This window comes from Gammaproteobacteria bacterium (assembly GCA_013816845.1).
Lineage (GTDB): Bacteria > Pseudomonadota > Gammaproteobacteria > DSM-16500 > DSM-16500 > Aquicella.
Genome location: JACDDU010000001.1, coordinates 40,844 through 52,991, shown reverse-complemented (window position 1 = coordinate 52,991; position 12,148 = coordinate 40,844). Strand labels below are relative to the sequence as shown.

Sequence of the window (12,148 nt, the reverse complement as noted above, 5' to 3'; positions counted from 1 at the left end):
ATCTATGGATTCAACTATCACCCCCAGCTTTTGGGAGCAGTTCGCTGAAACATCGTGGTGGCTTTATGCACTTTTTCTCTATCTCATGTGGGGAGGTTTTCTTGCAACACGGCCGCGGGTTCTTCACTTTTATACAATTCGTTTAACGACTGCACTTTTTATTATTCTTTTCTTAGCAACTTTTTATTGGCAAACGTCATTTACTTTTTCAAACGTCCTTTTATGCCTCGCAGCTTTAGGTTCAGGTTTCATTATTGGGTGGGGACATTTTTTCATCAGTAAAGTTAAGCCCCTCCCTGAGAAAAAATTAGTCATACCGGGAACGTGGAGCATTTTAGTTTTAATTTGCGGAGCTTGGATTGCCAAATTTTATTATCACGTCCAACTCGAAGCTTACCTTTTTTCAGATTCGCCCTATCCCCTGCTTTGGCCAATCATACAAGCAGCTTTTGCAGGATATTTCCTAGGGCAATTTTGCTATGCATTCAACTGTCTCAAACGACCCCAGCAAGTTTTAAACTAAAGCACAAACATGCGCGACCGCACATTCGGCTAAAGCAGGCAAATGATAACCACCTTCGAGGGCAGATATAATTCGGCCCTCGCTGTGCGTTTTGGCAATCGCAAGTAATTCCTTGGTAATCCATACATAATCTTCCTTTTCAAGTTTTAAGCTTGCCAAAGGATCATCCCGGTGTGCATCAAATCCGGCGGAGATAAAAATAATTTCCGGCTTAAACGTTGCTAAGGGATTAAACCAAGCTGCAGCAACCCGCTCCCGGAAAGCTAACCCTTCCGTATTCTCAGCTAGAGGCACACTCAAAATATGCGAATTATCAAGCGATGCATCATAGCCCGGATAAAAGGGATGCTGGAAGCTGGAGCAATACAAAACACGTTCATCATTTTGAAAAATATTTTGCGTTCCATTACCATGGTGGACATCAAAATCAATGATCGCAATACGCTGAAATCCATATTGCGCTAATGCATGGTGAACACCTACAGCGACATTATTAAAAAAACAAAATCCCATCGCTTTATTAAACTCAGCATGGTGACCAGGCGGGCGCACATTGCAAAATGCCCGATCCATTTTTTTGGGGACCACTAAATCCACCGCCATAATCAACGCGCCAGCTGCCCGTTTCGCTGCTTGCAAAGTGTACGGGTTCATGATGGTGTCGGCATCGATCGCAAGAAAATTGTTTTGCGGCGCAATCTGAGCTATCCAATCCACATAATCCTCTTGATGCGCGCGAATGAGTTCCTCCCTGGTCGCAAGAGGCGCATCAAGAAATTGGAGTGAAGCAAGGCAAGGCGATTCCTTCAATGCAGCTTGAATACGACTAACCCGGTCCGGCTGCTCTGGGTGACCCTCTATCGCATGCAATAAGCAGTCAGGGTGAGAAATAATAGCAATAGCCATGGCAATAGTCGTCCCTGGATAGGTGATTTTTAAAGGAAATGGTATGATATCCACTGCGCTTCAAGATAGGTTTTACTCTCTCTCCTTCTAAGATTAAAGTATACGCAAAATCACTGCATGATGGATTCATATCAATGATTAAAATGACATTAGGACAAGTTGCCAACATTTTAGGATTAAAAGCACTCGCAAAGCCGGCTGTCGTACCCGGTCATCATGCGCCCGTTGCGAGCAATGATGGCTCTTACCACGGTTACTTAGAGTCGACCTCTCCCCTGAATCCTCGCGAAGAGAATCTTGAATTTATTGGCTTATGCTTTGACACCAGGAAACTCGAACCCCATAACCTTTTTATCGCCCTACCCGGAGAAAAAGTCGATGGCCATGACTTTGTGGAAGAAGCCCGATTAAAAGGAGCGAGAGCCGCCATGGTTACCCGTCGGGTCGAGGTAGATTTGCCCCAAATCGTCGTGAGTGATGCAGTTCATGCCCTAGGGAAATTAGCAACGACTTGGCGCAATTTTTTCAACTTACCTATTGTTGCTGTGACTGGAAGTAATGGGAAAACCACTTTAAAAAACATGATCCGATCGATTTTAGTTAGCGCCTGTGCTGGTGATGCGGAAAAAGTATTAGCAACTGTTGGCAACCTTAATAATCATCTGGGTCTGCCGCTCACCCTCTCCCGCTTAAACCAAAACCATCGTTATGCTGTGCTCGAAATGGGCATGAGTCATTTTGGTGAAATTGAATATTTAACTAAAATGACGCGACCGACTGTTGCACTCATTAGTAATGCAGCGGCTGCCCATCTCGAAGGCGTGGGTGATTTAACCGGTGTAGCATGTGCAAAAGCTGAAATCTTTTTAGGTCTTGCCCAAGATGGCATGGCCATTCTTAATCGTGATGATGCTTTTTTCTCTTTTTGGCGCGAGCAGATTGGCATGCATCAGTATTTAACATTTGGGTTTCATCCCGATGCAGATATTACGCTTGCAACGTTTGAGCAACCTGTGGTGAATGGCTTACAACCTTTACACTTAAAAACACCGATTGGCACAATCGATGTAGAACTGCCGCTTTTAGGTCGACATAATACTTTAAACGCTTTAGCTGCAACAGCTGCGACGCTTTCCATTGGCACGGATTTAGTTGCTATCAAAGCAGGCCTTGAAGCTATTGCTCCAGCGCAAGGTCGCTTACAACTTCATGCTTTGCCTAACGGTGTTAAAATCATTGACGATTCCTATAATGCCAATCCTGTTTCCATGCAAGCTGCCGTTCACACGCTGCGCAGCTTTGTCGGAAAAAAAATTCTGGTCATGGGCGATATGAAAGAGTTAGGCCCAGAAGAAAAGCTATTACACACCCATGCTGGTGAAGAAATTCGTGATGCGGACATTGATTTTCTTTTCACTTTTGGTGAGTTGAGTGCGCATGCGGCGTATGCTTTCGGTGAAGGGGCGTATCATTTTAGCGATCAAACCAAATTAATTTCTGCGTTGAAACCTTTCTTATGTCACCCTGCGACCATTTTAGTCAAGGGTTCAAGATCAATGCAAATGGAAGAAATCGTAAAAGGACTTTTGACGTAATTTTATAATTATAAATTGAACCTTGATTTAATTTTTCAATCGAAGGTACAAAGAGGATGCGGTAATGTCGATTAAAACTCCTATTACAATTGCTTACGGCGATGGGATTGGTCCAGAAATTATGGAAGCCACCCTAGCGATCTTAAAAGCAGCAGATGCACAAATTGAATATGACGTGATTGAAGTGGGCGAGAAAGTTTACCTACAAGGAAATACTTCTGGTATTCCTGATTCAGCATGGGATTCCTTGAAACGAACTCGTGTCTTATTAAAAGGCCCCATCACAACTCCTCAAGGCGGAGGTTACAAAAGTTTAAATGTGACCTTAAGAAAAACATTAGGATTATATGCCAATGTACGCCCATGCAATTCCTACGCCCCTTTTATTCCAACACATTATCCGAATATTAATTTAATTATCATTCGCGAAAATGAAGAAGATTTGTATGCTGGCATTGAGCATCGTCAAACTGATGAAGTTTATGAGTGCGTTAAAATTTTAACGCGTCCGGGATGCGAACAAATCATCCGTTATGCGTTTGAATATGCGTTGAAATTTAATAGGAAAAAAGTAACCGCGTTAAGCAAAGATAATATTATGAAAATGACAGATGGTTTATTCCATCAAGTCTTCAATGAAATTGCTGCAGAATATCCAGGAATCGAGCACGAACATTTAATTGTTGATATTGGGACCGCTTTAATTGCCACAGAGCCTGCGCGTTTTGATGTTATTGTCACGCTTAACTTATATGGCGATATTATTTCCGATGTCGCAGCGCAGGTTGCCGGTTCAGTCGGCTTAGCTGGATCTGCTAATATCGGCAATCATATGGCAATGTTTGAAGCCATACATGGTTCAGCTCCTGATATCGCGGGGAAGCATATTGCCAATCCCTCAGGTTTACTTAATGCAGCCGTTCAAATGCTGATTCATATCAATCAACCCTTGGTTGCAACCACCATCGAAAATGCTTGGTTAAAAGCCATCGAAGATGGCATTCACACAGGCGATGTTTACTCTGCAAGTAAGAGTAAACAAAAGGTATCGACTGAAGAATTTGCACAAGCTGTGATTGAACGCCTTGGGATGAAGCCAACCCACTTTCCCCCCGTGGATTATAAACCTGGGGCTTACACGCGTATTGAATGTTATGGCGATCAACATCAAGCTCGCGCGCAAAAAAAGCTAGATGGGGTCGATATTTTCATCGATAACCCCAAAAATATTGCAGTTAATGACCTTGCAGATGCTTTGAACCATATAGCGTCAGCCTTAAAACTTTCAGTCATCACCAGCCGTGGCTTAAAAATATGGCCGAATTCTGCTATTCTTAACCCTTATTTACGATATTGTTGTTGTCGATTCCGCGCCCCAAAGAAGACGCACATCGATTTTGATGATGTTTTGAAATTGGTGGGCACTATGCATGGATTAGGATTTTCGATTGTTAAAACTGAAAATCTTTATTTATATGATGGTCAGTTGGGTTTTACCCTTGCCCAAGGAGAATAATCGACTGTTTGTTTTGTTATGTTTGGAGGTTTACTGTGACAGTTGCTGAAAATAAATTACCTAAACTTGAAGAAGCATTAGGTGAAATTTCAACGTTGATTGAACGAATGGAAAAAAGTGAATTATCTTTAGAACATTCTCTTAATCATTTTGAAAGGGGCATTACTTTAATTAAACATTGCCAAAAAATACTAACGGAAGCTGAGCAAAAAGTTCAGATTTTAATAAAAAATAATAACCAAGATTGCTTAACCCCGTATGGCGACGATCTAAAGGATGAGGAAACGCCGGATGACAATAATACAAAGTGATTTAAACCTAAAAGAATTATTTGAGCTAGCTCAAACGCGTTTACTAAATAATTTTGAGCAATATATGAAAGACGTTCCTTCACAAGAACTGCGTGAAGTTATGCAATATTCTTTTATCAATGGCGGTAAACGTTTTCGCCCATTATTGGTCTATGCGACGGGCAGTATCTTTGGAACATCGTGGGAGTATCTCGATCAACCCGCCCTTGCAGTTGAACTCATTCATACGTACTCATTGGTTCATGATGATTTACCTTGTATGGATAATGCTGATTTACGTCGTGGTAAACCAACCTGCCATAAACAATTTGATGAAGCGATAGCGCTATTAGCGGGTGATGCGTATCAAACCCTCGCGTTTCAAGTCCTGAGTGACAAAACCACACCGAATCGAGCATTACGTCAGCTTGCCATGGTTGAAGCACTCGCACGTGCAGCGGGACCTTTGGGCATGGTCGCAGGACAAGCCTTAGATATTAGATTATTGAAAAATGAAATTTTATCAGAAGATGCGATCAAACAAATTAATCAGTTAAAAACCGGTGCATTGCTTTCGGTCAGTGTCATGTTGGGTTGGCTTGCCAGTTCCGATACCGATGCAGATCATGAAGAAGCCCTCCAGATTTTTGGGCAATTAATGGGCGAAGCCTTTCAATTGCAAGATGATATCTTTGATATTACGCAAGATGAAAAAACAACTGGCAAACCGCAACACCTCGATGAGAGAAATGCAAAATTGACTTTTCCAGCACGGGTGGGAATTCCAGAAGCTGAAGCTCACTTAACAAAACTTTATGAAAAAGCCTTATCGAGCTTAAATTGTTTTGGAGAAAAGGCACACTTATTACGAGAATTAGCGACTTACTTGTTGAATCGTAAACAATAATTACGATTTAACATAAATTTTTTCAGCTGCTGTTTTTTATCTTACAAATCAGCTAAACTTTGTGCATTACAATAACACACTGAGAAACAATGTATTGTCCATTTTGTAATGCTGAGGATACTAAAGTAATCGATTCCCGTTTGATTCGTGAAGGGAACCAAACCCGGCGGCGGCGCAAGTGCCCCAAATGTAAAGAACGGTTTACCACTTACGAAATTGCAGAGCTTGCTCTTCCCCGCATTATTAAGCGCGATGGAAGACGGGCTGCATTTAGCGAAGACAAACTTAAAGCTGGCGTTTTACGCGCTTTAGAAAAAAGATCGGTTAGTTTAGAAAAAATTGAAACTGCTATTTCTCGCATTATCCGCAAAGCAATGACTTGTGGTGAGCGAGAGTTATCCTCGGCAGAATTAGGTGAATGGGTAATGGAGGAATTACAACAACTTGACCAAGTAGCTTACGTCAGGTTTGCCTCCGTCTATCGTTGTTTTCAAGACATTGATGAATTTAGAAAAGAAATAAGCAGACTGACACGATATGCCAAACGAACCAAAACAAAATCCGACCACGCCGGAACGCAAGACGATTAATCCCATCGCGCGCCACAATGCTAGACGTTATGCTTTGCAAGCCATGTACCAACGGCAACTTGCGAGTACGCCCCTAGCAGACCTTGAAGCAGAGTTTTTAACTTATCATATCGATAAAAAACTCGACCTTGAATATTTTAAAGAATTATTGCACGGCATTCCTTTGCATCAAAAAGAATTGGATCGAGAAATGCAACCCTTTCTCGAACGTAGTTTACAAGACATAGACCCCATCGAATTGAACGTCCTTCGTATTGCTATTTACGAATTAATGAAACGTCCAGACGTTCCTTATCGCGTCATTATTAATGAAGCGTTAGAGTTAACCAAAAAATTTGGTTCAATTGAAGGCTATAAATTTGTGAATGGTATTCTAGATCGGGTCGCGCGAAAATTACGCCCAGTTGAAATCAAGATGCCCGGCCGCGGTAAAGATCCTGCGAGTTAATGGATAGGCACAAAGTATACTTTAGCCACCGTTTATCATTTATCGGTTGTAGCTTAATTGTTTGGCATTGTCATACCGCGAAACAATTAAGCTTTACTTTCCTATATCACTACACAATATTGTTGAATCAGCGTTGTTAAAAACTTTTCACAAGCATCGAGTTGCTCGATACGAATGAACTCATCGGGACGATGAGCTTGTTCAATACTTCCCGGACCACAAACAACCGTCTCAATATTAGCTTGTTGAAATAGGCCCGCTTCTGTTGCAAAGCCAACTTTACTAACAACAGTCGTTCCCAAAATTCTACAAACTTGTTGATAAAATGCACTTTGCTCTTCAATGGCAAAGGCAGGAACTGAGGCTAATTTTTCCAATTCAATTTTCGCGGTGGCATGATCCTTTTGCATACGCGGCATTAAGTCTTTCGCAATAAATTTCTCTAGTTCTTGTTGGAAAAGTTCGGGCTGATCTTCTGGTAGATTACGAAAATCAAAAGTTAATTCACAATCACTGGGTACAATATTATTCGCAATGCCTCCTTGAATCTGGTTTACCGACAGCGTTGAAAAAGGTACATCAAAAAGCATGTCATGTGTTCCTTCCTTCTCAAACCATTTAGCCTTGTCATGAATAAATTGAATAACTTCGGCAGCGTAATAAATTGCATTGCATCCCAATAACGTTAAGGAAGAATGCACAGCAACACCTTTCAGCTGGCAACGATAAGATTGAATTCCTTTATGCGCAAGTACGGGACGCATTGAAGTAGGCTCACCTACAATGCAGACCGCTGGAGCAATACCATGGGCCTTCATTTCTTCAATTAATAAGGGAACACCATCACATCCCACCTCTTCATTAAACGAAAAGGCTAAATGAAGCGGGTGCTTTAATTTCATGGCTGCGACTTGCTTAGCCAATGCTAGGATCACGGCTAAAAATCCCTTCATGTCGCATGCGCCTCGCCCATAAATTGAATTATCAATTTGAGTCGCTAAAAATGGCAAGGTTGACCAAGGTTGAGAAGTAACAGGAACGACATCGGTATGACCCGATAGGATTAAACCGCCTTGTTTAATGCCCAGTTCCCCTGGCAAACTTGCTAATAGATTGGCTTTGGCTTCTTTGGGATGATAGGTAAGTAAAATCTCAAAACCTAAGGCTTGCAAATAATCCGCAAGACAGTCGATCAAATCTAAATTAGATTTCGATGAAGTCGTATCAAATGCAATGAGTTTAGTCAGCCATGTAAGTTTATTCATAAAAAGTCTGTCCCTATTATTTTCTGCGCGCTTACTCGTATATTATAGAAAGACCTTTCGCTGTGCCTATTTTTAATAAAGGAAAATCACGTGCAACATTTTGATAAATATAAACTGACCCCAAAAGTTCCAGCAGCCATGTGGCAAAATCCCCTCTATTTCCTTGCTTTTGGCTTAGGCAGTGGCGCCATGCCGATTGCCCCAGGAACGTTTGGAACATTGATGAGTATTCCCTTTTACTTACTATTACGTCCCATGCCCCTCCTCACATATGCAATTTTCCTCGTTGGTTTTATCGTAATATCGAGCCTCATTTGCTCAAAAGTCAGCCGAGAAATAAAAGTAGATGATCATCAAGGTATGTGTATTGATGAATTTGCGGGTTTTTTTGTGACGATGTTCAACGCGCCGTGGGGATGGCAATGGGTGGTATTGGGGTTTATTTTATTTCGAATTTTTGACATTGTAAAACCCTGGCCTATTTATATTGTGGATCGCAAAATGCATAGCGGCTTCGGGATGATTTTAGATGATGTATTGGCAGGGGTTTATAGCTGCATCGTCATTCAAATCCTAGCTAAACTCACCGGAGCAATTTAAAAGCATGAATGAGGACACAAAATATAAATTAAGCTTACACATTTTTCGTCGAGATTTACGTTTAGCTGATAATACTGCACTACAACATGCATTGAATGCATCCTCCTTTGTTTTGCCTTGTTTTATTTTCGATAAAAGACAAATTGAAAAAAATGAATATAAAAGTGAACCTGGCTTGCAATTTATGCTGGAATCATTACAGGATTTAGCCAGTAGCTTGCAAAAAAATAAGGGGAAATTATATTTTTTTTATGGTGTAGCAGAAGACATTGTTAAACAACTTATTGATGATAATCCCATTGAAGCAGTCTTTGTAAATCGTGATTACACACCCTTTAGTATTAAGAGGGATCAAGCGATTAAGTCAGTATGCCAAAGTGCCCGCGTTGATTTTCATTGTTACGGGGATGCTTTATTGCATGAACCAGAAGAAATTGCTAAGAAAAATGGTAAGCCCTACACCATCTTCACACCTTATTATCGCTTGGCAGGCGAGCGAGAAGTTCGCTTACCGCAAAAATTGCGGGCAGGCCAATTTTACATGAAACCTGTTACTCTTGAAGATACAACCCTGCTGATTAAATTATCAAGTAAAAAAAATCCCAACGCAGCGATTAAAGGTGGGCGCACAGAAGCCGTTAAAATCTTACGTCACTTAGATCGCTTTGATCATTACCAACAGAGCCGTGATTACCCAGCGCAAGACGGCACTACTTATCTTTCCAGTCACAATAAATTTGGTACGCTTTCCATCCGAGAAATTTATCGCGACATTCAAAACAAATTGGGCCCCCACCATTTACTGATTAAAGAATTATATTGGCGCGATTTCTTTACTCACATCGCTTATCACTTTCCGATTGTCTTTCAACAAGCCTTCCACGAACGTTTTAACACGATTCGCTGGAAAAATAATGAAAGAGATTTTAGAGCTTGGTGTGAAGGACGGACAGGTTTTCCGATCGTCGATGCGGGGATGCGTGAACTGAATATCACGGGATTTATGCACAATCGTGTGCGCATGATTGTTGCTTCATTTCTAACAAAAGATTTACATATTGATTGGCGCTGGGGAGAGAAATACTTTGCGCAACAACTGATTGATTATGATCCTTCGGTCAACAATGGAAATTGGCAATGGGCAGCCTCAACAGGTTGTGACGCACAACCTTTTTTTCGTATTTTCAATCCTTGGTTACAGCAAGAGAAATACGATTCAGAAAGTCTATATATTAAACAGTACATTCCTGAGCTCGCAAAGTTTACACCTAAAGTCATTAATCACTGGTATAAATTTGCAGATCAAGCCATGACGACTTACCCGAAACCGCTTGTCGATCATAGCCAACAGAGTGCCAAAGCCAAAGTTTTGTACAGAAATGCAAAATAACAAAACATAAATTATATAATGTAACAAAAAAACATCAAATGTCATTAATCTTACAGTTAAAATCAACTATTTCTCATAATGTTTTCTTAATAATTCTTTGATATGGTGAATAAAAACATTAAGGAAAATAGAGGGTGTCCTCTACTCGAACACAAGAAGTCGAATTAGAACGTCAATCTAACGATGACTTTGAAGTTGACGATGTAATTTTTCACGTTTCGGAACCGGAGTTCAATGCTTGGAATGTCCTGCCAAGTGATTTCCCTCCTGAAACAAAACTATTTAGCACCTTAAAGCTTCCTAATAAAGAAAAAGAAGATGCGAAACGCGCTCAGTCCGCGCATTCAGTGAATATTGCTTACAAATTATCAAATCCAAATAAACTTAAAATTTTTAAAAATAATACCTACGATCCAAACGACCGTTATCACATTATTTCAGCCATGGAAGCAGCCGCTACTGCTTTCTTTAAATTTATGGCTCCCAAAAATGTACCTTCTCTTTCCGCTTATGTGGACTTTATTAATCCACAAGTCGGCTATGATTATGTAGGGGCAGCATCGAATCTTATTCCTAATTTCAAGGCTAATGCCGATGATCCATTAAAGCCTGAAGATATCGTGATCGATATGATTGCGAAAAGTATTGATGAAGAAATTCGTCTGAAAAAGAAAACATTAATAGCAGCTTTAGAAAACGTCAATGAAACGCTTAAGCGAGAACCGCCGAAAGGATCTGGTTTATTTTATGCAGGCTTTCAACAAACTAAAAATTGGCTTAACGGGCACCGTGATAATACTGCGCTTCATTTAAAGAATTTTTTATTGCCTATCCTAAATTCTAAAGATATTACATCGCAAGATGTTGATAAACTTTTATCGAAACTTTTAAAAAGACAATTGTATGTCGCTTCCTTAGAAAGCAATGATCCCTTATACAAAATAGAAAATAAAGCGATTAGTGAAGCCATCGAAGTATTAGAAGACATTATTTCAGCTTCTTTCAATGTTGTACGGGTATTAGATGAAATTGATCAAAAATTAGAAGAACTTAATATTGATCTATCTCAACATCTCCCCAACGACAAAATATGCGAAACGATTGCGGGAGAAGAAGTTTTTGTCTCAGTGAAAGATATGCGTAATTACCGTATCGTTAAACGCCAAGCTATCGGTTTGATCTGTCGATATTGTTTTCTTGATACTGATGGGCATAATCGCAATATGTCAAAACTTGGGGATATTCTTGATTTTGACATGTCATTGTTACCCGTACTTTTTCAATTCCGAAAAGTCACCGAAAAGGATAGGCTGCTGCGTAAGCCTGATGAGAATATGTTTATGGTAACGGCTTATGATATCGCTAATTTTCCTGATATCAAAAATGCCAATTTTTATTATTGGGTGACTAAAGAAACATGGATACCTGATAGCTTGACAGGCGTTTCTTCTTATCATTTAATCCCACAAAACTTTTTTCGGAAAAGTGATAATAAAACGTATAAAGCTTTAGCAAGGCATCCGGCTTTTGTTTATAACAAATATTTAACACTAACCAAATTCATGGTCTTAGACGAAAGTACCTTTCGCAACATAGCCAGATTACATGTTTCAGAAAAATTTAATTATGTTGATCTAGACGATAAGCTCGAAAAAAATGGTATTGATGAAATTACCAAATTGATGAAAAAGCGTCTTAGCGATGTGAAAAATGTTGTTGTGAATATGCGAATGTATCAAAAATTTATTGGTGAGCAAGGCCAGTATGCTGAAGAAGTGATTAATAAAGAATTTGAAACGTATCGTGCTAAAAATACCAAAAGGCTTGCTAAACACCAACGCTTAGAAACACCTCATGTTAATAAATATAAAGACCTCCTTACCTCTATCCATGCCGCTAAAATGAAATCTAGATTTACGGATTTATATCATCAAGTAAAACAAAATATTCCGGTTAAAAGTTCTGGCTTTTCCTATCATCGATAAGCAAATCTTTTATTGGCTTATCTACTTAACTATTTGAAAATATTAAATATTAAGCCTTTATGTATGCGTTAAGGATGCATTAAGCAGCGGGATGGTAATATAGGTTCTGATAAAAATATTGAAAATTTAAACT

12 protein-coding genes are annotated in these 12,148 nt (G+C 39.9%); 10 read left to right on the top strand and 2 right to left on the bottom strand.

Annotated features, from left to right (window positions below):
* Nucleotides 1-4: 4 nt before the first annotated feature.
* Nucleotides 5-523, top strand: a complete 519-nt coding sequence (locus tag H0W64_00250; GenBank protein ID MBA3660142.1) for a hypothetical protein — start codon at nt 5-7, stop codon at nt 521-523.
* Here H0W64_00250 and H0W64_00245 read toward each other — a convergent pair.
* Nucleotides 515-1,429, bottom strand: coding sequence for a histone deacetylase family protein (locus H0W64_00245; GenBank protein MBA3660141.1), 915 nt, complete (start codon nt 1,427-1,429; stop codon nt 515-517). The genes H0W64_00250 and H0W64_00245 overlap by 9 nt on opposite strands.
* A gap of 134 nt (nt 1,430-1,563) precedes the next feature.
* Between H0W64_00245 and H0W64_00240 the strand changes: the two genes are divergently transcribed.
* The 6 genes from H0W64_00240 (at nt 1,564) to nusB (ending at nt 6,775) form a co-directional block, all read left to right on the top strand.
* A complete protein-coding gene (locus H0W64_00240; protein MBA3660140.1) occupies nt 1,564-3,024 on the top strand; it encodes a UDP-N-acetylmuramoyl-tripeptide--D-alanyl-D-alanine ligase in 1,461 nt (486 codons plus the stop codon).
* 64 nt (nt 3,025-3,088) lie between these two features.
* Nucleotides 3,089-4,540, top strand: coding sequence for an NADP-dependent isocitrate dehydrogenase (locus H0W64_00235; protein MBA3660139.1), 1,452 nt, complete (start codon nt 3,089-3,091; stop codon nt 4,538-4,540).
* Between the two features lie 107 nt (nt 4,541-4,647).
* The gene (gene xseB, locus H0W64_00230; GenBank protein ID MBA3660138.1) at nt 4,648-4,851 is read left to right on the top strand and encodes an exodeoxyribonuclease VII small subunit; all 204 of its coding nucleotides are present in this window, start codon (nt 4,648-4,650) and stop codon (nt 4,849-4,851) included.
* Nucleotides 4,832-5,737, top strand: a complete 906-nt coding sequence (locus H0W64_00225; GenBank protein ID MBA3660137.1) for a polyprenyl synthetase family protein — start codon at nt 4,832-4,834, stop codon at nt 5,735-5,737. Before xseB ends, H0W64_00225 begins: the two co-directional genes overlap by 20 nt.
* 89 nt (nt 5,738-5,826) lie before the next feature.
* Nucleotides 5,827-6,327 (top strand): transcriptional regulator NrdR, encoded by a 501-nt coding sequence (gene nrdR, locus H0W64_00220; GenBank protein MBA3660136.1) that lies wholly within the window; start codon nt 5,827-5,829, stop codon nt 6,325-6,327.
* The gene (nusB, locus tag H0W64_00215) at nt 6,275-6,775 is read left to right on the top strand and encodes a transcription antitermination factor NusB (GenBank protein ID MBA3660135.1); all 501 of its coding nucleotides are present in this window, start codon (nt 6,275-6,277) and stop codon (nt 6,773-6,775) included. The genes nrdR and nusB overlap by 53 nt, the downstream gene beginning before the upstream one ends.
* A gap of 101 nt (nt 6,776-6,876) precedes the next feature.
* Here nusB and argE read toward each other — a convergent pair whose 3' ends face one another.
* A complete protein-coding gene (gene argE / locus H0W64_00210) occupies nt 6,877-8,040 on the bottom strand; it encodes an acetylornithine deacetylase (GenBank protein ID MBA3660134.1) in 1,164 nt (387 codons plus the stop codon).
* A gap of 138 nt (nt 8,041-8,178) precedes the next feature.
* Between argE and H0W64_00205 the strand changes: the two genes are divergently transcribed.
* The 3 genes from H0W64_00205 (at nt 8,179) to H0W64_00195 (ending at nt 12,015) form a co-directional block, all read left to right on the top strand.
* Nucleotides 8,179-8,640, top strand: coding sequence for a phosphatidylglycerophosphatase A (locus H0W64_00205; protein ID MBA3660133.1), 462 nt, complete (start codon nt 8,179-8,181; stop codon nt 8,638-8,640).
* A gap of 4 nt (nt 8,641-8,644) precedes the next feature.
* A complete protein-coding gene (locus tag H0W64_00200; protein MBA3660132.1) occupies nt 8,645-10,030 on the top strand; it encodes a deoxyribodipyrimidine photo-lyase in 1,386 nt (461 codons plus the stop codon).
* A gap of 134 nt (nt 10,031-10,164) precedes the next feature.
* Nucleotides 10,165-12,015: a hypothetical protein gene (locus H0W64_00195; protein ID MBA3660131.1), complete on the top strand. Its 1,851-nt coding sequence runs from the start codon at nt 10,165-10,167 to the stop codon at nt 12,013-12,015.
* The last annotated feature ends 133 nt before the right edge of the window (nt 12,016-12,148 follow it).

Coding starts and splice junctions, on each gene's coding strand:
- H0W64_00250 (MBA3660142.1), top strand. CDS start 5: ATGGATTCAACTATCACCCCCAGCTTTTGGGAGCAGTTCGCTGAAACA.
- H0W64_00245 (MBA3660141.1), bottom strand. CDS start 1,429: ATGGCTATTGCTATTATTTCTCACCCTGACTGCTTATTGCATGCGATA.
- H0W64_00240 (MBA3660140.1), top strand. CDS start 1,564: ATGATTAAAATGACATTAGGACAAGTTGCCAACATTTTAGGATTAAAA.
- H0W64_00235 (MBA3660139.1), top strand. CDS start 3,089: ATGTCGATTAAAACTCCTATTACAATTGCTTACGGCGATGGGATTGGT.
- xseB (MBA3660138.1), top strand. CDS start 4,648: ATGGAAAAAAGTGAATTATCTTTAGAACATTCTCTTAATCATTTTGAA.
- H0W64_00225 (MBA3660137.1), top strand. CDS start 4,832: ATGACAATAATACAAAGTGATTTAAACCTAAAAGAATTATTTGAGCTA.
- nrdR (MBA3660136.1), top strand. CDS start 5,827: ATGTATTGTCCATTTTGTAATGCTGAGGATACTAAAGTAATCGATTCC.
- nusB (MBA3660135.1), top strand. CDS start 6,275: ATGCCAAACGAACCAAAACAAAATCCGACCACGCCGGAACGCAAGACG.
- argE (MBA3660134.1), bottom strand. CDS start 8,040: ATGAATAAACTTACATGGCTGACTAAACTCATTGCATTTGATACGACT.
- H0W64_00205 (MBA3660133.1), top strand. CDS start 8,179: ATGTGGCAAAATCCCCTCTATTTCCTTGCTTTTGGCTTAGGCAGTGGC.
- H0W64_00200 (MBA3660132.1), top strand. CDS start 8,645: ATGAATGAGGACACAAAATATAAATTAAGCTTACACATTTTTCGTCGA.